This is a genomic window from Natrialba sp. INN-245, from assembly GCF_009807105.1.
Lineage (GTDB): Archaea > Halobacteriota > Halobacteria > Halobacteriales > Natrialbaceae > Natrarchaeobius > Natrarchaeobius swarupiae.
In genome coordinates this window covers 176,267-196,886 of record NZ_WUBV01000017.1, presented here as the reverse complement: position 1 = coordinate 196,886, position 20,620 = coordinate 176,267, and the positions used below count along the sequence as shown (strand labels likewise).

The window sequence follows — 20,620 nt, the reverse complement described above, 5'->3', positions numbered from 1 at the left end:
TCTGGTCCTCGGGCTGTCGTCCGACTCCCCGGGTACCGTCGACTCAAGGGAGGCTCGACGCCCCGCCCGAATCAGTCGATCGAGTCGGTCTTAGCCGAGTAACCGGTCAGGGTCGACTTCGATGCCGTTGACGCGGACGGTCGGGCCGTCTTCGACCTCGAGGTCGACGAGTTCGCCCTCGAAGCGGAAGCCGTCGACGCCGCCGCGGACGAAGCCGGCGACGGTGCCGCCGTCGATCTCACCGCCGGTGCCGTACTCGGAGTGGTACTCGCTGTGATCGACCTCGCCATCGACTTCGAACTGGTAGTCGGAGCGTTCGGAACTCCCCTCGCCGTCGATGACAAGGGTGTTAGATAACTCCTGGTCGTCTTCGTCGCCGTAGTCCGCCGGATCGACCTCGATACCGTTGACGCGGACGGTCGGGCCGTCTTCGACCTCGAGGTCGACGAGTTCGCCCTCGAAGCGGAAGCCGTCGGCACCGCCGCGGACGAAGCCGGCGACGGAGCCGCCGTCAATCTCGCCGCCGGTGCCGTACTCGGAGTGGTACTCGCTGTGGTCGACCTCACCGTCGACTTCGAACTGGTAGTCGGAGCGTTCGGAACTCCCTTCGCCGTCGATCACGAGCGTGTTAGATAACTCCTGGTCGTCTTCGTCGTCTTCGTCGCCGTACTCTGCCGGATCGACCTCGATGCCGTTGACGCGGACGGTCGGACCGTCTTCGACCTCGAGGTCGACGAGTTCACCCTCGAAGCGGAAGCCGTCGACGCCGCCGCGGACGAAACCGGCGACGGAGCCGCCGTCAATCTCGCCGCCGGTGCCGTACTCGGAGTGGTACTCGCTGTGGTCGACCTCACCGTCGACTTCGAACTGGTAGTCGGAGCGTTCGGAACTCCCTTCGCCGTCGATCACGAGCGTGTTTCCGAGTTCGGGCTCCTCACTCCCGTTTCCCGAATCGTCCTCCTCGCGGTCCTCGAACTCGGGGTTCGGGTAGTCGTGGGCTTTCTCCCAGTCGAAGCTGCAGTTTCGGGAACTCGCGTTGATCTGTCCCGTGACGAGGTCGGAACTGACGCAGACGTTCTCGACGGTCGAGTACGATCCGCCGGAAGACGCGACGGTCGCTCCCGATCCGTTCTCGGTATCGAACGTCAGGTTCCGGAGCCTGACGGAGCCGCTGTTGTTCCAGCCGACGCCCGGGACGTTCCCCTGGTCCAGCAGGAACTGACAGTCCTCGACGTCGATCCAGTTGTTGTCGAGGAACCGGATCGCACCGGTCGAGTTTCGGATGTCCCGGACGATAAACGAGCAGTTGCGGACGTAGCCGCCGTTCGAAGCGCGGCCGCGATTGTCTGCGGTGATCGCGCCCGCGTTGGCATTTCCGCGGCTCGTGGATACCGTGTCGTCGCGCGAGAGATCGAGGTAGAACGTACTGTTTTTGACGACCTCGTTGCTCCCGCCGAGGCGGATGCTCCCGACGTTGTTGTTCGCGAACACGCAGTTGTCGATCTCCATTTCGCCGGGCATCCGCGTGTAGATACCGTTGTTGGGAAAGCCGGAGATCACGGAGTTTCGGACGGTCAGCTTGCCCGAACGCGAACACCAGATCCCGATCCGAGACTGGCCGCCGTTGTACTGCGAGATGTTTCCGTTGTTGTACGCGACCAACCCGTCGAACAGCACCTCGCCGCTCGAGGACTCGGCGCCGACGTTGAACATGTTCGTCTGAGACTGGTCCCACGTGCGCGGGCCGTCGCTCGCGACCGTGATGTCCCGAAACTCCGCGTACTGATCGACGATACACCGAAATCCGGTTGCCGGCCGTCCGTCCGAGTCGAACGTCAGATTCGCGACGAAGACGTTGTCCCCGGAGGTGTTCAGGACGTAGTCGTTTTTCGTTCCGTGGCCCCGGTTTCCGGGGACCATGATCGTAACGTCGCCGTCTCCGACGATTCCCCAGTTCCGCCGTGAGAACGACAGCGTCCGGTTCCACTCGTACGTTCCCTCGGGAACGATCAACAGTTCACCGTTGCTCGCGTTCGCCACGTACCTCGAGAGGTCCTCGCCCTCGGCGATCGAGAGCTCGCGTTCGGACATCCGATTCAGGTTCGCAACCTCGGCGGCCGCTGCGACGTCCGCGCCGCTCGAGGCGGCAGCCGGTGCACTCGTCGCGAGTGCCGCGCCGGCGGCCGTCCCGGCCCACTTCAGATAGGACCGTCTGCGCAGTATGGTCGGACTATCGTCTCGTTCTGTCTTCTCGGGGTCTGTAGCGGCTGGATTATCGTCATCCAGTACCGATGGATCGCGTGCCATGCTTTCGAGTAATTCAAGCATACCGGTATAAACTTTCTGTTAAAACTCGTTTAACCATTCCAGAATGTAATGTTTCCATGCCATTTTACTTCAGCTATTTTGCCTTATTGGAAGGTAAATTATAACTTCACGAAAAAGTTAATGTCGAATACGGCGTCGCAGTCTGCGGGTTTTCGGCCGTCGAAGCGATCGTCTGTTTCGTTGATATCGAACTCCTGTACGTCTGTTTATGTTATCTATCGGAAAATCGTATTCAGGAGATAGATTACAATGATCGGTCTAGACGTCAGGTAGAACTGACTCTCTGCCCCGGTAGAGATTCAGTGGACGGATTACAAAACCCACGTCGACCGTCTCGAGGAGACGAACCGAACGAACCGGTTCGACTGCTCTCATGAAACTCCAGACGATCCACAACGGACGGATCCTCGCGACGGTCGGACGCACGATCTACCTCGAGGGCGGAGACGGGTCGGCGACGATCGGCCGTCTCCCGGCCCCGCCGGGAGGGGGTGTGGGATTCACACTGAAGACGACGAGGCCGTTTCGATCGCTCGTCACGACTGTTACCGGTCGGTTCCCGGCTGTCAACGTCTGGTCGATCGACGACGACCTCCTGCTCGCGAGCGCCGATCGGTGGCTGTATCGCTCGACCGACGACGGACGAACCTGGGAGGTCGTCCGAACGTTGCCGGCGTCGTCGGCGCCGATGGGAATCTTGCCGAGCGCTGTCTGTGTGAGCGACGGAACGATCTACCTCGGCGAGTACCCGCTCGACGGCGAGACGACGCCCAGGATTCTGTCCTCCCAGGACGGTCGAACGTGGTCGACGGCCGCGGCGCTCGCGGACGTCCGCCACGTCCACGCGGTACAGGAAGATCCCTACACAGGCGAGGTGTGGGTCACGACCGGTGACGCGGACCCGGAGTGTCGAATCGGCCGCCTTCGCGACGGCCGCCTCGAGCCCGTTGGCAGCGGTGATCAAACCTGGCGAGCGGTCGAACTCGCGTTTACGCCGTCGGCCGTCCTCTGGGGCGTCGACAGCGTCTACAGCCAACGAAAGCCGATCAGGAAACTATCGCGTGATCGTTTCGACGCCGACGATCCACGGCCGGAGACGGTCCACGAGCTCTCGAGTTCGGTCTACTACGCGGAGACGCTCCGTGTCGGCGACGAGCTGTGGGCCCTGTTCTCGACGTCGATGGAGGCGGGAACGGACAGTACGGGGCCGAAGTCCCAGTCAGTCCACTCGGACCGCGCCGCCGTGGTCGCCGCCTCCTCGGCGTCCGAGTTCACCGACTGGCACGAACTCGTCGCCTACCGAAAACGAACGACGCCGGCCGACCACGTGAATCCGGGCCACGTCGTTCCGATTGCCAACGCATACGTCTTCCTCTCGCGCGATCCGGCTCGAGGCGTGTTCGTAAACCCCTACAACACCGATCGAGACGACGGACGAGTACGCGTGATCTCGAACCGGATGCTCACCGGGTTGTCCGCGGAACGCGAGGGACCCCTTGAGCGAAAAGACGGCCAGAAACCGGCGTGAGGGAACCACTCGAGCGGACGTCACTGAACGATTCTCGGACCGACCGTTGCTCTCGAGATCTGGACCGACGCGACTGCGTTAGGCGCCCGGATTCACGCGGTAGGTGGTGACCTCGCCGTTGGCGTGGACGCGGTCGAGGTCGCGACGGTCGTCCAGTGAGTCGAAGTCGTATTCGGAGTAGAGCAGTCCCTGATACGATATCAACTCGCGTTCCTGATCGACCTGTGAGACGACCAGATACTGTTCGATACCGTAGTACTCGCCTGGTCCCTGTTCGAACGTTTCCGGCGAGACGCTCGCGTGTTCGTTCGTCCGCGTCTCGGCGGCGAAGATGGCGTCAGCGAAGCGGTTCGGCGACCCCCTGAACCCGGCTAGTTCGACCTCCTCACCCGCGTTCGCGAACGACGTCTCGTAGCCGTGCATCTGCGCCTGGGAGACGTGGTGGGTCTGGCCGTACGTGTACGGAGACGCGTAGACGGCAGCCAGCGAGGTGATCAACAGGATCGCGAAGATTCCGACGGCGACCGTCCGAATCGTGGGCGGCGAGATCCGAGCGGAGAGCGAACGAACCGTCGTGTGGAACGCGATCGACGCGAGGATCACGGCGAACACCATCATCAACCCGAACACCCGGAAGTACATCTCGCTCGTAACGCTCGCGAAGTAGACGACGAACAGGGCGGAGAGCCCCGCCAGCCCGGTCGCCAGATAGACGGTCGTCGCCGGGACGTCCGGAAACCGGGCCGGTCGGCCGACGAGGAAGACGGTCGCGATTAGCGCCGTCGCCAGTACCGTCACGACCAGGTGGGCGAAGAAGAGTTTGAGAAAGACCTCCGTCAGACTGCCGCCGATCGAGAGAACTGAGCCACCCTGTGCGACGATCGACGCACCCGCCTGACCGGAGCCCGTGAGGATGTACTCGAGTGCGGACGTGATCGCTCGACCGGCGAAACCGGAGAAGAAGCCGTGGTTCGCCGACCAGAGGAGGAAGGCACCGAGCACGAACAGTGTCAGCCCGTAGAGACGCTGATGTCCGGCGACCTGCCGGGCGATTTTCGTCCGCGAAACAAGCGGGAGCCGCGGAAAGAAAAGCTGAATTACACAGATTCCGACCATGACGACGAGCATGTGTGCGACGTACTGTGGGTGGTAGACGACCGCGGCGATCGCGACGACTGCAACGAGCATCGGGAGTCCCGCCGACCGACGCTCGTCCGCGGTCACGTACTTCAGGAGAACGAAGACGAACAGGGCGAACAGCAGGATCGTCTGTGTCATCGCGTGTGGGTGCATGAACGTCGAGATCGTCGTCACCGGCAAGAGCAAGAACGCACCGAACGTGGCGATCGACACCGCCAGCGAGTCGGGAACGATCGTTCCGACGCTCAACGGGACGAAGACGGCGAACGCGATCGTCGAGAACACTCCGACCAGCAACAGCGCCCTGGTGATCGGGATACCGACGACCGCGTTGACGAACACCGAGACGGTGTGAATGCCGGGATAGAGGAGGTCGAACGGCGAGATCGATCCCTCGGCGATTCCTCGCGCCCAGCCGAGGTGCGTCAACGCGTCGTGGTGTCCGTAGAAGTGATACCCCCGGACGATCGGCAACCCCGCGAAGACGGCCATCACCAGCCCGCCGAGGACGAGCGCGATCGAACGCGTTCTCGAGCCGTCGGTCGCGGGGGCGAACGCGACGGCGAGCGAGACGAGCATCGCCGCCGCCAGCCCGAACCAGACCGCGGTGGGTGTACTCGCGTAGATCGACAGTTCGTATCCGGCCGCCGGCGACGTGTGCGCGACGAACGCGCCGACCGTAACGGCCAGGAAGCCACCAGTGAGTATCAGTTTTCGAATCGGTTCGTCGGAACCCGCAGCGTGTGAGGACATTCGAGGCTATCCGTCCCTTGTCCGATCCCCGCCCTTGTTATACACCAGTTGCCGACGGGAAGCATCCTAATACCAATCGACTGAGTTAGTCCGAGAGAACTCGAGTCGGGTGTTTTTCCCACCTGATGGGCGATAGTAGCCACTGACCGTCACTGTACACCCGATCGCCAGACGGATCGACGATGGGTGTGTGGGTCGGTTCATAGGGATTATCGTAGCCAACCACCGGTTTCGAATCCTCTCTTTCGGTACTGTCTCTCGGTTCTTCACTGGGAACCGATGAACTCCTACGATAATCCCTATCAGTTGTAGTATCGGTGTGGATCGGTTCAGTTGTTACTATCCAACTGACGTGGATCGAGTTGTGACCGAACCGAAGGCCGATCAGGCGTCGTCGACGATCTCCGTCCAGAAGTAGCCGTATCGGTAGGCGTTGTCGGTAGTCGGGTTCGCCGGGACGTCGTCTTCGTACAGCAACACGGCGATTCTGACGTCGCCGCCAGTTGCCTCGGTCGTGATCTCACGGTCGCCGTAGGCAGTTTCGCCGTCGCTTACCTGGGCTTCGATCCGATCGTGTTCGTGGCGGTCGATGACCCCGTCGTCTGACACCCACTGTTCTTGCACCACCACCGTGTACTCCATCTCCTCACCCTCTCGGTTTTCGATGCCGACCACGAACGAGAGTTCCTCGCCGGAATCTATTTCTGAGGGTGGATCGGCGACGAGTTCGCCGTCGTCGCCCTCTGTGAGTATCTCGAGGCTCGTGTACCGCTCACCGTCCTGGGGAGCGACGAGCGCGTAGCCGACCGTCGTCAGGGCGACCAGCACGGCGACGACGAGTGCGACGTTGACGGCGGTGTGAACCGGTGAATTCGTCTCGAAAACGGCCGCGTGGAGTGCGCTCGCCCGCTGCATCAGATCCAGTCGATACCGCTGCTCGGTCGGAACACGCAGACGCCTGATCGCGGCGATACAGGCCACAGAAAACGCGTACACGCAGACCACGCCCACGGCGACGGATGTCGAGTACTCCCAGGAGGCCGCTGCGATCACCAGTCCGAGCAACGGGAGTATCGCGAGGCTCAGCCCGAACGCGAGTGCGACGCGTTCTCCGTCGGTTACGCTCCGTCGATCGATCAACGGGCGCGAGTTCGTCTCGCGTCTGCCGTCGCCCGCCGTACGCGGGAACAGCGCGGCGACAGTCGCGTACCCCGGCACGAAAAGCAAAAGCGGGAATCCGACCACGAGCCGCAGAACCGCGGAGCCGGTGTCGACGATCGCGAGGAGGAGAGCCGCGACGACGACGAATCCGGCGACGCCGATCAGGTCCATCGGGAGACGCGCGGCGAGCTGTTTACTACCCTGTCTGACGGCGGTGGACGACTGGTACTGTTGTGTCGAGCGGTCTTTCATCTATCCGGTCAGTATCGGTTGCTCGAGCGATCCGGGCATAGTTACTCGTCGCATAACCCAGCTGACCGGTTCGAACTCGAGACAATGAGCCCACCATCGGCCGTACGTCCGATCAACTCCGGCTGTCGGTTCGACGAGACGTCGATTCGGACGAATTAGAACTCGGTTTGGGACGCCCGTGATGACCCTGGGTGTGTGACGTCGAGGACCGCTCGAACTCGCGACGGACGGGCCCGCGATCCGTCGGTCGAGCCGGTAGAAACTGGATGCTTACAAAGTGGTCGTGGAGCGATCAACCGGGTATGAGACGTCGAGCGACCGATATCTTCGACCGCCGGGACGACCGAAGCTGGAACACCGCCGCGAGGGGACCATGAGCGTCGACGTTCGACGTGCGACCGACGACGACGTAGAGGAGTGGAACGAGTACGTCCGACGGTCGCCACAGGGGACGATGTGTCACGAACTCGAGGCGCTCCGTGTGCAAGCCGACCACGCCGACGCGACGTTGCACCCGCTGATCGGGTTCAAAGGCCAGGAACCGGTCGGCGTCTTTCCGGTCTTCGAGATCAGAAAGCGGTTCGTGACGACGGTGTTTTCGCCGCCGCCACACCTCCGCGTGCCGTATCTCGGGCCGGCGTTACTCGAGTGTGCGTCGCCGAAACGTCGAAAACGCGAACGGCGGCGACAGCGCTTCATGGACGGCTGTTTCGAGTGGATCGACGAACACGTGAACCCGAGCTACGGCCACGTCAGGACGACGACGGGATTCGACGACGTGCGTCCGTTCACGTGGCGGGGGTACGACGCGAACCCCGAATACACGTACGCCGTCGACCTCACGCGTTCGAAAGACGATCTCCTGATGACGTTCAGTAGCGACGCTCGGAGCAACGTTCGAAACACCGACGACGACGCCTACACGGTCGAGGTCGGCGACACCGAGGAGATCCGGCTCATCTACGATCAGGTCAGACGCCGGTACGAGTCACAGGGTATCAGTTTCGGCGTTCCGCTCGAGTTCGTCACGGACCTCGCCGAGCGCACAGAGAACGGCCACGTACGCCCGTACACGCTGCGGGTCGACGGCGAGTTCGTCGGCGGCATTCTGGCACTCGAGTACGGCCCGCGGACGGGGCGGTGGATGGGCGGCGTCAGAACCGACGCCGACGTCGACGTCCCGACGAACGACCTGCTCGACTGGGCGATCATGGAAGACGGGATCGACTCCGGACTCGAGCGATACGACCTCGTCGGCGCAGACACCCGCCGGATCAACCGGTACAAAGCCAAGTTCAATCCCGGCCTCGAGACGTACTACAGCCTCGAGTACGGCTCCTGGGGAATGCGGACGGCGGCGTCGGTCTACGACAGCGTCAAGTGAGGACGAGTCAGCGCTCGTGGGCCGCAACCGCGTCGAGGTACGGCGTCACCTCCTCGAGTCTGTCCGTCGGTTCGATCAGATTCCGTTCCTCGTCGCCCGCTGGCTGAGTGAATCCGTCCCGAAAACCGTGGCCGATACGGCGGTATGGACGGATTTATCGGCGTTTCGACGTTCGTGACGGTGTCTCGAGCATGACAGCCATCGAATCCGAATAGATAGCGGCTAGTCGTGACGCTGGCGGAGTCGAGCGTAACTAACCGGGCCAGTCGGCGATAACCGCGACCATAACCAAGGGACGAGGCCACGGAGTCGTCGACGATGGACGACGGATCTTCCCTCCGAACGCTGCTCGTCGGGATCGACGCGGCCTGCGACCGGGTGCTCGCCCCGCTGTTCGAGGACGACGAGGTACCGACGCTCGAATCGATCTACCGCGACGGGACGAGTGGCTCGCTCGAGTCCCAGATACCGCCGTGGACGGCCTCGGCGTGGCCCTCGCTGTACACGGGAATGAACCCCGGAAAACACGGCGTCTTCGGCTTTCTCGAGTTCGACGGCTACGAGTGGGACGTCGTCAACGCGACCGACGTCCGCGAGCGGACAGTCTGGGAACACCTCGACCGGCACGACTTCTCGAGTGTCGTCGTCAACGTTCCGGTCACTCACCCGCCACGGGCGTTCGACGGGGCGGTGATCCCCGGCTACACCGCTCCGGAGAATCCGGACTGTCACCCCGAGGGCCTGCTCGCGGACGTCCGGGACGCGGTCGGCGAGTACCGCGTCTATCCCGACGAGAACGCCGAGGACCTCGGCGACGCTTACAGCGATTGCGTACGCATGCGCGGGGAGGCCTTTCGGTACCTCGCCGACCGGTTCGATCCGGATTTCGGCTTCCTCGAGTTCCAGGCGACCGACTCGATCTTCCACGAAGCGCCGGACGACGAGGCGGCGATCCGGGCTATCTACCGCGAACTCGACAGACAGCTCGGCGCGACCCTCGAGGCGACCGATCCTGCGAACGTCGTCGTCGTCAGCGACCACGGGATGGGTCCGTACGACGGCGTGGAGTTTCGCGTCAACGAGTTCCTCCGCGAGGAGGGCCACGTCGAGACCAGACGCGGCGGCGAGGGGATGCCGACGTGGGCGACGGTCCGGGACGACAGCCTCAAACGCGGTGCGGACGCCGATGAGTACGAACCGGGGCTCGCGGAACGCGCGATGGCGTCCGCCGCCGGGCTCGGTCTCACGAGCCAGCGGATCGGGACCGTCCTCGGATGGGTGGGACTCGCCGACGCGGTCGCGGCCCGCGCGCCGACGAGTCTCGTCAACGCCGGGGCGGATCAGGTCGACTTCCCGGCGTCGTCGGCGTACGTCCGATCCCGGATCGAACTCGGCGTCCGGATCAACCTCGAGGGTCGGGATCCGGAGGGTGTCGTTCCGCCCGAGGAGTACGAAGCCGTCCGAATGCAACTCATCGACGCGCTCAGGTCGGTCACGACGGCCGACGGCGAGGCGATATTCGAAGAGGTTCGCCCGCGAGAGGAGTACTTTCACGGCCCGGAGAGCGAACGCGCCGTCGACGTCGTGACGGTCCCTGCCGACTTCGATCACTTCCTGTCGGCGACGCTTCACGGCGAGCAGTTCGGTCCACCGTCGGAGCCCTGGAACCACAAGCTTCAGGGGACGTTCGCCGCCCGTGGCGCTGATATCGATCACGCGGGCGGCCTCGGCGACGCCCACATCTTCGACGTCGCACCGACCGTCCTCGCGACGTTCGATGTCCCGGCCGACGAACGAATGGACGGATCGGCGCTCCCGTGTGTCGACTCCCCCGGCGTCGACTCCTATCCACGATTCGAGCGCGACACCTCGGTCGAAACGGCGGACGAAGGCGTCGAGCGCCGACTCGCAGATCTCGGCTACCTCGAGTGACCGCGACAATCGGACGACAGTCACGGACCGGTGACCGTCCGATCGTCACGGACCAGTAACCGTCCATCCGCCCGTCACGGACTGGTGACTGTCCGACCGTTGCACACCCGGGGTGTGAGACCGAAACACAAATTTAGATCCGCCCGTCAGTACCGGACGACCAATGGCATCGTCGAGCGATCGGTGGTCGTCCGACGGGGTGACGGTCGGGTGACCGACGTCACCGTCGACAACGCGGTCGACGCCTACCTCCAGCGGAAGGCCGTCGCCGACCCCGACGGCCCTGGAGCCGGCGCGTACGCGGTCAACGCCGAGTCGATCCTGCGACGGTTCGCCGACTGGCTCGCACGCGACCACGACGTCGACTCGGTCGTCGCACTCGAGGCCGCTCACCTGCGGTCGTACGCTCGATCGCTCGACGAACGCACGGACCGCGGCGATTTCACGGCCTCGAGTGCACGAACCTACTTCGCCGTCGTCCGGGCGTTTCTCTCGTGGTGTGTCGGTGGCGGCATTATCCCTCGGAACCCGGCGACGACGGGTGCGGCCGCGTCGGTGTTACCCTCCGACGACTCGGACGTCGCCGACGGCCGAGGCGACGACGGCCAGGCAGTCGATCACCGTCGCCGTCTCGAGCGGTTCGTTCGCGCTCGGGCGCTCGAGGCGACGGCGGACGCGTTCGATTCCGAGGAGCGGCTGACGCGACTGCGCGAGTACGCGCTCGTCGCCGTACTCGCTCACTCGGGTGCCCGCGGGGCGGAGCTGTTTCGCGTCCCCGAGGACGACCGGCGGTCCGGTGCGACCTGGGAGGACGTCGACTTCTACACCGGCACGATCCGGGTGCTCGGGCGAACCCAGCGGGCAGAGGAGGTGACGATGCTCGCACAGGCCCGGACGCCACTTCGACGCTACCGGGTCGTTCTCGATCCGCCGACGAACGACTGGCCGCTGTTTCCGACTCGCCACGCGCCGTCGATCGCCCGCCACGTTCGCGAGCAACTCGACGAACGCGGGCACGACACCGAGGAGATCGACGCGCTGTTTGCCGACCGCACGGCGATCGAACTCGCCCGCGAACGAGCGATTGCGCCGCCAGCGATCACGACCGAGGGGGCCCGGTCGGTGCTGAAGCGTCTCTGTGCTGACGCAGGGGTCGACGCCGACGGCGTCCCCCTCACGCCGCGGCGCGTTCGAAGCGACATCGATGACGATCGCTCTCGCAGGGAGGCGACCGGGTCGAAGCCCGCGTTACGTACTCCCACCGCGGACCGGACGATCGCCGTTCCGGCCGACTGGCGGCCAGTTGTCGACGTCGAATCCGTTCTCGAGGACGAAGCCAGCGAGTAACAGTTCGTTAGTTCTTCAGTTTGTCAGTACGATAGTTCGTTTCGGCTCAACCCGCACACCGGGATCCGCTCGGCTGTGAAAACGATTGAGCGGTCAGGTGACGAGCAACCAGAGGACTGCCGTCAGAACGATCGTCAACAGCAAGACGGTGGTTCCGATGCTCGTGCGCAGGTGGATCGTCGACGGTTTCCCGCCGTCTGCTGGTTGGCGCTTCTCGACCTCGAGTCCCGGCACGCGCCGAGCGGTTTCGTCGACCGCAAGCGCCGGGTTGTTTCCGATCCAGTAGCAGCGTTTGACGAATCCGACGACGGCAGCGTCGACAGCGGCGTAGAGGTCGGTGACACCGAGCATCGTGTAGCGCCCGGCGTAGTAGGTCGCCGGGTTGACGATCAGTGCGGGATCGGAGTAATCGAGCTTCGAGAGCGGTTTGCGGATGAGTTTGAAGCCGACGGCGGAGACGGCGATCAGGATCGCCGCATCGGTGAGGTGACCCGCGCTGTAGGGGTTGAGTGCGGTATCCAGTTGCGTCACCGTAACTCCGTCCACTAGCGGCAACAGATCGGTGAACACCGGCCAGCCGATGAACGGAAGGCCGAGAATCACACAGGCGCCGCCGACGGAGAACATCGCGACCGTCTGGCCGGTTTTCGCATCCTTTACCGTCCGCTCGGCGGGTCCGTGTAAGAACACGTAGTAGCCGAGTTTGATGAACGAGAGGAACGTGCCGATTGCGCCGATGAACAACAGCCAGTACAGCGCCTGATACTCCGGTGCGCCGTAGTAGCCCGGATCGGCCGCGTCGAGCACCATTCCCTTGCTGATGAAGCCGCTGAAGCCAGGGACGGCGGTGATCGAGAGCGCGCCGATCAGGAACGCAATCGCGGTGATCGGCATCTCGCGCCAGAGCCCGCCGAGTTTGTAGAGGTCGTTCTCGCCGGTGCGATAGATGACGACCCCAACGGCCATGAACAGCAGGCTCTTGTACAGGATGTTGTTGAACAGGTGGCCCATCGCGCCGGCGACACCGATCGCGGTGCCGATGCCGATGCCTGCGACCATGTACCCGAGCTGGGCCTGAATGTGATAGGACAGCAACGCGCGCATGTCGTGTTGGAGCAACGCGAAGACGACGCCGTAGACGGCCATCGCGCCGCCCATGTACGCGAGCAGGAGACTCCCCTCCGGGATCGCGCGGTAGAGCACGTACGCGCTCGTCTTCGTCGTGAACGCGGCGAGGAACACCGACGCCGCGAAGTGCGGGCGCGGGTAGGTGTCCGGAAGCCAGGTGTGGAAGCCGACGAACGCCACGTTGACGCCGATGCCGAGCACGGCGAGCAACAGCGGGAGACCGTCGGCCATCCCGACCGTCTCGCCGGCGGCGTCGACCATCGCGAACGAGCCCGTGATGGCGTACTGGGCGATCACCGCGAACAGCACCAGGCTTCCCCCGATCCCGTGAGCGATCGCGTAGCGGTAGCCCGCACGAACCGCGTCGCCGCCGTGGTGCCAGACGAGCAGCGTGCTCGTGATGGCCATGATCTCCCACATGAACACGAGGACGAGCCAGTCGCCGGCGAACGCCGCGCCGAGCGCCGACGCGACGTACGCCAGCGCGAACGCGGCCATCACCCGTGGTGCGTCGCTCGAGTAGGCGTAGATCACGGCGAACGCGCCGAGGAAGCCGAGGCCGCCGCCGACCATTCGGGTAAACTCGTCGATGTAGAACGGCTGGATGTCCGCAAAGCCGAGGAACGTCGTCGTCAGGTGTGCGCCCTCCGGCGCGAAGAAGGCGACCGCGACGGTGGTCGCGAGGGTGAGCGCGGCGACGGCGAAGCCCAGTGCTCGCGGGAGGACGAGGACGAGCAACGCCGCCGCAAAGACCAGAAGCGGCGGGTACGCCATCGTCAGCAGGTCGGATTCGATCATTCGCGGCTCACCTCCATCGCCTCAGCCAGCGAAAGACCGCCGAGTTCGTCGACGCTCTCGACGCCGAAGACGCCCTCGACGATGTACGTCGCTAGTTCGAGGAAGACGGCGTAGTCGGGCACGATCCCGAGCGTAATCGCGCCGGCCGCGATGACGCTGATCGGTACGATCATGAGCCAGGTGCTCTCGGTAAACGGCGAGTGTCGTTTCCAGCCACCGGCCGGCGGCCCGCCGTGGTGGTGGTCGTCGGCGTGGTCCTCGCGAGCGGCGGTGTGGCTCGCTTCCGTTCCGTGACCGCCGGGGACGTCGGCATCGCTCGGATACCGGTCGACGGCGTGTTCGTAGTCGCCATCGTCGTCTTCTGGCTCGTCGTGAGTATCGGAGTCATCTTCGTCCGACTCGAGGGGCGTCCCCGCACCCTTCGCCTCGGTATCGCCCTCGGCGTCGTCGACAGGCCGGGGCTGGCCGCTGGGTGCGTGTACGTCGTCATCGTCACCGTCGCTTGCACTCTCGTCGTTACTGGCATCATCGTCGTCGTCATCGTCGGTAGGCACCCCGCCGTCCGTTGCGACCGCGTCGTCCGCGACGTACGACTCGCGCTTGCCGCCCGGCGGGAACTCGAGCAGCGGCTTGGCGTCGTGGCGGTCCTCGCTCTCGAAAAAGGCCGTGTAGACGACCGGCCAGAGGTAGGCGATGTTCAAGACACCGGAGACGATCAGCGCGGTCGAGAAGATCCAGTAGCCGCCGCCGACGGTGCCGGAACCGATCAGCATGTAGAACTTGCTGACGAAGCCGGCGACCAGCGGCATGCCGGCCATCCCGGCCGCGCCGATTGCGAACGCGGACATCGTCAGCGGCATCCGCTTGCCGATGCCGGCCATCTCGCTGACGTAGTCGGTGTGGGTCTCGACGTGGACCGCGCCCGCACAGAAGAACAGCGTGAGCTTCCCGAACGCGTGGGCGGGGATGTGGAACAAGGCCCCGAGGATGGCGAAGGGATGGAGCATCGACAGCCCCAGCACGATATAAGAGAGCTGTGCGGTCGTCGAGAACGCGAGTCGCCGTTTGAGGTGGTCTTTCCGGAGTGCGATGATACTCGCCGCCGTCAGCGTAAAGGCGGCGAGGATGGCTACGGGGACGTTCAGCCCGACCTCCCCCACGCCGGGAACCGACAGCGGGAGGTCGTGGATCAACCCCGGCCCGAAGACGTCTAAGATGACTCGAGCCACCCCGAACGCGCCGGATTTGACGACGGCCACGGCGTGAAGGAGCCCGGAGACGGGCGTCGGCGCGACCATCGCGTCGGCGAGCCAGGAGTGAAGCGGCATTACGGCGGCCTTGACGCCGAAGCCGGCGATCAGGAGGAAGAAGGCGGCCTGTGCGAAGACGGGTTCGGCCGCCGCGGCGTCCGCGAGCAGTTCGATACCGCCGGTCTCGAACGCCAGGGTACCCTCACCGGCGGGATCGGCACTAGTGGTGAGCCAGTAGGTCAGGACGGTCCCGGCGAGCAAGAAGACACCGCCGCCGAAGAAGGTGTAGGCGAGGTACTTCCGGCCGGCGATGCGGGCCTCGTCGTCCTCGTTGTGGGCGACCAGCGGGTAGGTGACCAGCGACAGCAACTCGTAGAAGAGGAAGATCGTCACCAGGTTACCGGCGAAGGCGATGCCGAGTGCCGTCGAGAGGCTGGCGGCGAACGACGCGAAGAATCGAGTCTGGGCGTGTTCGTCCAGCCCGCGCATGTAGCCCGCGGCGTAAAACGAGGTGAAGATCCAGAGGAAACTCGCGAGCAGGGCAAAGAGCATCCCGAGCGGGTCGGCACGCAGTACGAAGTCGATGCCGGCGAGGAACTCCACCCCGAGGGAGTCGGCGAGACTCCACTCGTAGACGGTACCGTCCATCACGCCGGGCAACATGCTGACGACGATGCCGAACTTCACGAGCGCCGCGAGGACCGACCACCCCTCGCGGACGTTCGGGTACCGATACGACGCGACGATCAGGAACACCGCGAGAGCCGAGACGAGAACCGCGGCCAGCGGCAGGATTGATTCTTCAGCCATCAGTTAAACACCTCCGTGACGAACGGCTCGAGCAGGTCCGCGAACGTTCCACCGGCGAAGCCGAGGACGACCGCGAGCACTGCCGTACTCACGAGCAACGCGAGCATACCGAACGAGACCGCGTCGGGCGACCCGCGGCGACTCGAGCCGACGAGTATTCCACCGTCGGATCGGGGTTCCGACGAGGATCGCGAACCTTCGGTTCGCTCACCGCCGTCGGTCGCGACCGCACCTGGTCCGTGGGGCGACTCGAGGGCCGACGCCGGCGTGAAGTACATCTTCTCGAGCAGCCGTGCGGCGTAGGCGAGTGTGAGCATAGTGCTCAGGAAGACGACGGCGGCGACGGGCCACATCTCCGCTTGAACGGAGCCGACGGCGATGTACCACTTGCCGATGAAGCCGACCGACGGCGGGATGCCGATCAGCGCGATCAGAAGGACGGCCGTCGCGGCGGCGGGGACGGGTCGTCGATCCGCGAGGCCGGCGTACTCGTCGACGGTTCGTGCGCCGTAGCCGAGCGCGATCACGCCCGCGGCGACGAAGAGGCCGGCTTTCATCAACCCGTGACCGATCAGGTGGACGATCGCGCCGAGCAACGCCGTCTCGGTGACGAGCCCGTAGGCGGCGACGACGAGCCCGAACTGCGAGACCGACGAGTACGCGAACATGCGTTTGACGTCGGCCTGGATCACCGCGAGCGTACTCCCTGCGAGGACGCTAATCGAGCCGACCGCGACGACGATTTCGGTGAGATACGGCGTGGCGACGAGGAAGTCGACGCCGAAGACGGTGAACATCACTCGTCCGAGCGCGTACGCAGAGACCGTCGAGACGAGCGCCGCGATCACCGGCGTCACGCCGTCCGGGGCGTGCTGGTAGGCGTCGGGCTGCCAGGTGTGAAGCGGCCACTGGGCGACCTTGAGCGCGAAACCGACGAAGATGAACGCAAACGCCGCATGAAGCAGGGTCAGATCGCTCTCGCCGGCCTCGGCGACCTGCGGAATCGCCTCGCCGAGGACCTGCATGTTCAACGCGCCGGTGGCCATAAAGAGGAAGCCGACGCCGATCAGGTACAGCGAGGCGCCGACGGTTCCCAGAATGAGGTACTTCAGGGCCGCGACGGCGGATTCGGGGCCGTCGCCGCTCGAGATCATGGCGTACGTCGCCAGCCCGACGATCTCGAGGAAGACGAACATGTTGAAGACGTCGCCGGTCATCGAAAGCCCGAGCAGGCCGCCGACGAGCAGGAGGTAGCCTGCGTAGAACGTGTTCCCGCGCGGGCCGCCGATGCGGGTGTACGCGAGGACGGCCGCGGCGGTGACGGTGACGAGTACGGCGATCAGCGTCGAGAACTCGTCGGCGACGAGTTCGATGCCGATCCCCTGCGGTTCGCCCCAGCCGCCCAGCACGTGGACGACCTGGCCGTCCGCGTAGACGGCGCTCGCGAGGGCGATCGTCGCGGCGGCCAGCCCGACCGTCGTCACGGCAGCGACCGACCAGCCGGTTCGGTCGTATCGCAGCCCGAGGACGATCGGGACGGCCGCGAACAGGATCGGAATCGCGACCAGCAAGGCCGGAAGCAGTTCGACGCTACTCATCGGCACGCACCTCCCGGAGGGTGTCCTCGCGGAGCGTCCCGTACTCAGTGTGGATGCGGACGATGAGCGCGAGGCCGACGGCCGTCAGGGCGATGCCGACGACGATGGCGGTCAGCACGATCACGTGCGGAAGCGGACTGGCCATCGCCAACTCGCCGGGAGCCGGATCGTCGGGCACGATCGGAGCCTTCCCATCCTGGACGTAGGCCACCGAGACGAAGAACAGAAAGATCGCCGTCTGGAACAGGTTGACGCCGATCAGCTTCTTCACGAGGTTCTCGTTGGCGATCATCATGTACATGCCGATCCCGAGCAGGACGAACATCAACGCGTAGGCGTAGCGACTCGCGAGAATCTCAATCATCCCGGCTCACCTCCTCGAGTCCCTCCTCGCGACGGGTGGGCGTAAAGCCCGCCGCCGTCGCGAAAAAGAGGGTGATGACGACGCCGGCGACGATCAACGCGACGCCGCCGACTTCGATCGCCTCCATCCCCCAGTAGTGGGCGATGCCGAAGGTCTCGACGAACGTATCGTACTCGAGGAAGTTCCCCCCGAGTGCGATCGTCGCCAGACCGGTCGCGATGAAGATCGTGACGCCGCCGGTGACGAGGCCGACGACGACCGAGTTTTTGAGCCACCGCCGGGTCGGCTCGATGCCGAACGCGAACGCGAGCATGAGGACGGTGACGCCGATGATCGCACCCCCCTGGAAGCTCCCGCCGGGCGTATCGGCGCCGTGAAGGCTCAGGAACGCTCCGTACGTGAGCGTAAACGGTGCGATGATCTTGACAGAGGTCATGATCACCTGACTCTCCGTGTACGTATCACCGTGGGTATCACTGCGGGACATCACGTGAACACCTCCCGTTTCAGCACGAGGAGAACGGCGACACCGGCAGCGAAGACGACGACCGCCTCGCCGAAGGTGTCGAAGCCACGGTAGGAGGCAAGCACCGCGGACACCGCGTTCTGTGCGCCCGTGTCGGCGAACGTGTTCTGGACGTAGTAGACCGACGGCGTCTCCTCGAGTACCCCACCGCCCCATATCGGTGCGTCGGGATCGCCGACGGCGTACATGTCGGGCAATAGGGTGAACAACACGAGGACGAACGCACCGACCACGATGACCGCGGGCAGGTGAACCCGCTCGAAGAGCCGGTCGGTCGACGGGCGAGTCGTACGCGCGATCGTCAACAGCAGCAGGATCGTCGTCACGCCCGCGCCGATCGCCGCCTCGGTCATCGCGACGTCCGGCGCGAGCAGGTACGTATAGAGGATCGCCATCCCCAGGCTGTACGCGCCGAAAACGACGATCGCCGAGAGGACGTCTCGGAACAGGGCGGTCGCGACTGCCGCAAGCAGGATGAAGACGACGAGCGTGTAGGCGACGGCGCTCACGCCGACCCACCTCCGCCCGTCGATCCGTCCTCTCCGTCGGGGTTCGGGCTCGAGTCGTCCTGGTCGGCGCTCGAGTCGGCTGGGCCGTCGTCGGCCCGCTCACCGCCGTCGGTCGCAGTCGGCTCGCTCGTCACGGGTGTGATTCCCGATTCGGCCGCGGAGCGAGCGATCGCGTGGGCCGCGGTCGGGTTCGTGATGAACACGAAGAACAACAGCAAGACAGTGTACACCGTCGCGTGTTGCCAGCCCAGCGCGAGCGCGACGGCCGCGAGCGCGAGTCCGGCGCCGAGCGTGTCCGCCTGGGATGCGGTGTGTGCCCGCGCGTAGATGTCGGGCAGACGGAGGACGCCGACCGCCGAGACGAACGTAAAGAACAGTCCGGCGACGACGAGGATCACGATCGCGGCGAAGCGAAGCTGTTCACCCATCGGAATCGCGTCGATCACAGCACGCCACCTCGTTCGACCGTGAACTTCGAGATGGCGACGGCCATCAGGAAGTTGAGCAACGCGTAGATCAACGCGATGTCGAGAAACCACGGCTCGTCGAGTCCCGCCGCGAGCAACGCCAGGATGACGACCGTGTTCGTCCCGAGGACGTTCACCGCGAGCAGACGGTCCTGGGTCGTCGGTCCGGCGACCGCACGGTAGAACATCATGATCGCTAAAAGGACGAACAGCGCCGCCGCCAGGAGGAAGATCTCCTCGATCGACGTCGGTATCACAGCTCGTCACCTCCGACGATCTCCGCGTCGCCGCGTTCACGCGGCGTCGGAATTCTGGCCGCCGCGCGGCCGTTGAAGACGAACCTGACCGCGCGCTCGAGCGATCCGTCGAAGAGGTCCTCGCGGGCTGGTGGGATCAGCGTGTGGACGATCAGTCGCTGATCGTTCGCCCGGACGACGAGCGTCCCCGGCGTAAGCGTGATACTGTTCGCGAGCGCGAGAAGCGGGAGCCCGCTTCTGACGCGGGCGTCGACGCGGGTCACCACCGGTTCGATCGGCATCGACGGCCGGAGGATGACGTAAGAGATTTCGATGTTCGCCCTGACGATCTCCCAGATGAGGTAAGGGACGTAGATCGCGAATCGAAGCGTCCGAAGCGGCGATTCGACCCGGTGGAGCGGAAAGGAAAACGTCACGTTCGCGAGCGAGAACGAGACGATCCCCGCCACCGCGACGCCGGTGACGAGATCGAACCAGTAGGTCGGATCGCCCAATACGAGATAGAAGCCAAAGGAGATCCAGAACAGCGCGAAGTGCCGATCGAACCGTTCGGTCCCGGTTCCAACCAGTCGCTCGTGACGGGCCGGACGTTCGACCGGTGCCTCGTCGTAGGGGAGACCAACAGCGTCGAGTTCGCGCTCGAGTGGCTGGAGAATCGACGACGTCACGCCCGGTTTGTACTCCGGATCGAGAACGATCCGTTCGACGTCGTGTTCGTCGGCGTACGACCCGAAGACGTCGGCGTAGTCCCGCGGACCGAAGAGATACTCGTCGGTACCGAGGACGTCGGTCTCGAACGTTATATTCGCGGTTCCAGCGTCTTCCGCGCCCCAGCGTTCGGCCTTCGAGAGCAGACGTTTCGCTTCCGCGATCTGTTGTTCTCCTTCCGGTACCTCGGCGTCGTAGGGCAACGCGACGACCAAGTGGATCTCGAGTTCGTCTGCGTCCTCGAGTCCGGACTGGACGGCGTAGCCGACCGTCTGTCGAACGGTCTGTGTCTCCGACAGCGGTACGAGGAGTCGGTTATCCACCACGGTAAACCCCTCCGGGTGGTCGTCGTCGATTACTCATGGCTCTGATTGTTAGTC

The 20,620-nt window shown here is 64.6% G+C and carries 16 protein-coding genes; 4 read left to right on the top strand and 12 right to left on the bottom strand.

The window, feature by feature from the left end; all coding sequences use genetic code 11:
* Nucleotides 1–90: 90 nt before the first annotated feature.
* On the bottom strand, nt 91–2,307 hold the full coding sequence (locus GRS80_RS05765) for a right-handed parallel beta-helix repeat-containing protein (RefSeq protein ID WP_160046728.1): 2,217 nt from the start codon (nt 2,305–2,307) through the stop codon (nt 91–93).
* A 394-nt stretch (nt 2,308–2,701) separates the two neighbouring features.
* Between GRS80_RS05765 and GRS80_RS05760 the strand changes: the two genes are divergently transcribed.
* Nucleotides 2,702–3,856 carry a glycosyl hydrolase gene (locus GRS80_RS05760; protein ID WP_160046727.1) on the top strand — a complete coding sequence of 385 codons (1,155 nt, stop codon included), beginning with the start codon at nt 2,702–2,704 and terminating at the stop codon, nt 3,854–3,856.
* A 78-nt stretch (nt 3,857–3,934) separates the two neighbouring features.
* Here GRS80_RS05760 and GRS80_RS05755 read toward each other — a convergent pair whose 3' ends face one another.
* A complete protein-coding gene (locus GRS80_RS05755; protein WP_160046726.1) occupies nt 3,935–5,749 on the bottom strand; it encodes an MFS transporter in 1,815 nt (604 codons plus the stop codon).
* 384 nt (nt 5,750–6,133) lie between these two features.
* Nucleotides 6,134–7,162 (bottom strand): DUF1616 domain-containing protein, encoded by a 1,029-nt coding sequence (locus tag GRS80_RS05750; protein WP_160046725.1) that lies wholly within the window; start codon nt 7,160–7,162, stop codon nt 6,134–6,136.
* Nucleotides 7,163–7,535: 373 nt separating this feature from the next.
* Between GRS80_RS05750 and GRS80_RS05745 the strand changes: the two genes are divergently transcribed.
* The 3 genes from GRS80_RS05745 (at nt 7,536) to GRS80_RS05735 (ending at nt 11,825) form a co-directional block, all read left to right on the top strand.
* Complete coding sequence (locus GRS80_RS05745) at nt 7,536–8,546, top strand: GNAT family N-acetyltransferase (RefSeq protein ID WP_160046724.1); 1,011 nt, start codon at nt 7,536–7,538, stop codon at nt 8,544–8,546.
* Between the two features lie 318 nt (nt 8,547–8,864).
* Nucleotides 8,865–10,478: an alkaline phosphatase family protein gene (locus GRS80_RS05740; protein ID WP_160046723.1), complete on the top strand. Its 1,614-nt coding sequence runs from the start codon at nt 8,865–8,867 to the stop codon at nt 10,476–10,478.
* Nucleotides 10,479–10,661: 183 nt separating this feature from the next.
* Nucleotides 10,662–11,825 carry a recombinase XerD gene (locus GRS80_RS05735; protein WP_343161466.1) on the top strand — a complete coding sequence of 388 codons (1,164 nt, stop codon included), beginning with the start codon at nt 10,662–10,664 and terminating at the stop codon, nt 11,823–11,825.
* A 93-nt stretch (nt 11,826–11,918) separates the two neighbouring features.
* On the opposite strand, the gene GRS80_RS05730 is transcribed toward GRS80_RS05735, so the two are convergent.
* Genes GRS80_RS05730 through GRS80_RS05690 form a run of 9 tightly spaced genes read right to left on the bottom strand, consistent with a single transcriptional unit; the run spans nt 11,919 to nt 20,566 of the window.
* Nucleotides 11,919–13,751, bottom strand: a complete 1,833-nt coding sequence (locus GRS80_RS05730) for a Na(+)/H(+) antiporter subunit D (RefSeq protein WP_160046722.1) — start codon at nt 13,749–13,751, stop codon at nt 11,919–11,921.
* Nucleotides 13,748–15,811, bottom strand: a complete 2,064-nt coding sequence (locus tag GRS80_RS05725) for a proton-conducting transporter membrane subunit (RefSeq protein ID WP_160046721.1) — start codon at nt 15,809–15,811, stop codon at nt 13,748–13,750. The genes GRS80_RS05730 and GRS80_RS05725 overlap by 4 nt, the downstream gene beginning before the upstream one ends.
* On the bottom strand, nt 15,811–17,409 hold the full coding sequence (locus GRS80_RS05720) for a proton-conducting transporter membrane subunit (protein ID WP_160046720.1): 1,599 nt from the start codon (nt 17,407–17,409) through the stop codon (nt 15,811–15,813). Before GRS80_RS05720 ends, GRS80_RS05725 begins: the two co-directional genes overlap by 1 nt.
* Nucleotides 17,402–17,773, bottom strand: coding sequence for a cation:proton antiporter subunit C (locus GRS80_RS05715; RefSeq protein ID WP_160046719.1), 372 nt, complete (start codon nt 17,771–17,773; stop codon nt 17,402–17,404). The genes GRS80_RS05720 and GRS80_RS05715 overlap by 8 nt, the downstream gene beginning before the upstream one ends.
* The gene (locus GRS80_RS05710; RefSeq protein WP_160046718.1) at nt 17,766–18,260 is read right to left on the bottom strand and encodes an MnhB domain-containing protein; all 495 of its coding nucleotides are present in this window, start codon (nt 18,258–18,260) and stop codon (nt 17,766–17,768) included. The genes GRS80_RS05715 and GRS80_RS05710 overlap by 8 nt, the downstream gene beginning before the upstream one ends.
* Nucleotides 18,260–18,808, bottom strand: coding sequence for a DUF4040 domain-containing protein (locus GRS80_RS05705; protein ID WP_343161465.1), 549 nt, complete (start codon nt 18,806–18,808; stop codon nt 18,260–18,262). Before GRS80_RS05705 ends, GRS80_RS05710 begins: the two co-directional genes overlap by 1 nt.
* The gene (gene mnhG / locus GRS80_RS05700) at nt 18,805–19,236 is read right to left on the bottom strand and encodes a monovalent cation/H(+) antiporter subunit G (protein ID WP_160046987.1); all 432 of its coding nucleotides are present in this window, start codon (nt 19,234–19,236) and stop codon (nt 18,805–18,807) included. Before mnhG ends, GRS80_RS05705 begins: the two co-directional genes overlap by 4 nt.
* Nucleotides 19,237–19,250: 14 nt before the next feature.
* Entirely contained in the window at nt 19,251–19,532 is a 282-nt protein-coding gene (locus tag GRS80_RS05695; RefSeq protein ID WP_149079962.1) for a cation:proton antiporter, read from the bottom strand.
* Complete coding sequence (locus GRS80_RS05690; RefSeq protein ID WP_343161464.1) at nt 19,529–20,566, bottom strand: monovalent cation/H+ antiporter subunit E; 1,038 nt, start codon at nt 20,564–20,566, stop codon at nt 19,529–19,531. The genes GRS80_RS05695 and GRS80_RS05690 overlap by 4 nt, the downstream gene beginning before the upstream one ends.
* Nucleotides 20,567–20,620 lie beyond the last annotated feature (54 nt).

Excerpts from the sequence above, each read along its gene's own strand:
- GRS80_RS05725 (WP_160046721.1), bottom strand. The coding sequence starts at position 15,811 with ATGGCTGAAGAATCAATCCTGCCGCTGGCCGCGGTTCTCGTCTCGGCT.
- GRS80_RS05710 (WP_160046718.1), bottom strand. The coding sequence starts at position 18,260 with ATGTCCCGCAGTGATACCCACGGTGATACGTACACGGAGAGTCAGGTG.
- GRS80_RS05720 (WP_160046720.1), bottom strand. The coding sequence starts at position 17,409 with ATGAGTAGCGTCGAACTGCTTCCGGCCTTGCTGGTCGCGATTCCGATC.
- GRS80_RS05745 (WP_160046724.1), top strand. The coding sequence starts at position 7,536 with ATGAGCGTCGACGTTCGACGTGCGACCGACGACGACGTAGAGGAGTGG.
- mnhG (WP_160046987.1), bottom strand. The coding sequence starts at position 19,236 with ATGGGTGAACAGCTTCGCTTCGCCGCGATCGTGATCCTCGTCGTCGCC.
- GRS80_RS05760 (WP_160046727.1), top strand. The coding sequence starts at position 2,702 with ATGAAACTCCAGACGATCCACAACGGACGGATCCTCGCGACGGTCGGA.
- GRS80_RS05755 (WP_160046726.1), bottom strand. The coding sequence starts at position 5,749 with ATGTCCTCACACGCTGCGGGTTCCGACGAACCGATTCGAAAACTGATA.
- GRS80_RS05750 (WP_160046725.1), bottom strand. The coding sequence starts at position 7,162 with ATGAAAGACCGCTCGACACAACAGTACCAGTCGTCCACCGCCGTCAGA.
- GRS80_RS05715 (WP_160046719.1), bottom strand. The coding sequence starts at position 17,773 with ATGATTGAGATTCTCGCGAGTCGCTACGCCTACGCGTTGATGTTCGTC.
- GRS80_RS05765 (WP_160046728.1), bottom strand. The coding sequence starts at position 2,307 with ATGGCACGCGATCCATCGGTACTGGATGACGATAATCCAGCCGCTACA.
- GRS80_RS05730 (WP_160046722.1), bottom strand. The coding sequence starts at position 13,751 with ATGATCGAATCCGACCTGCTGACGATGGCGTACCCGCCGCTTCTGGTC.
- GRS80_RS05740 (WP_160046723.1), top strand. The coding sequence starts at position 8,865 with ATGGACGACGGATCTTCCCTCCGAACGCTGCTCGTCGGGATCGACGCG.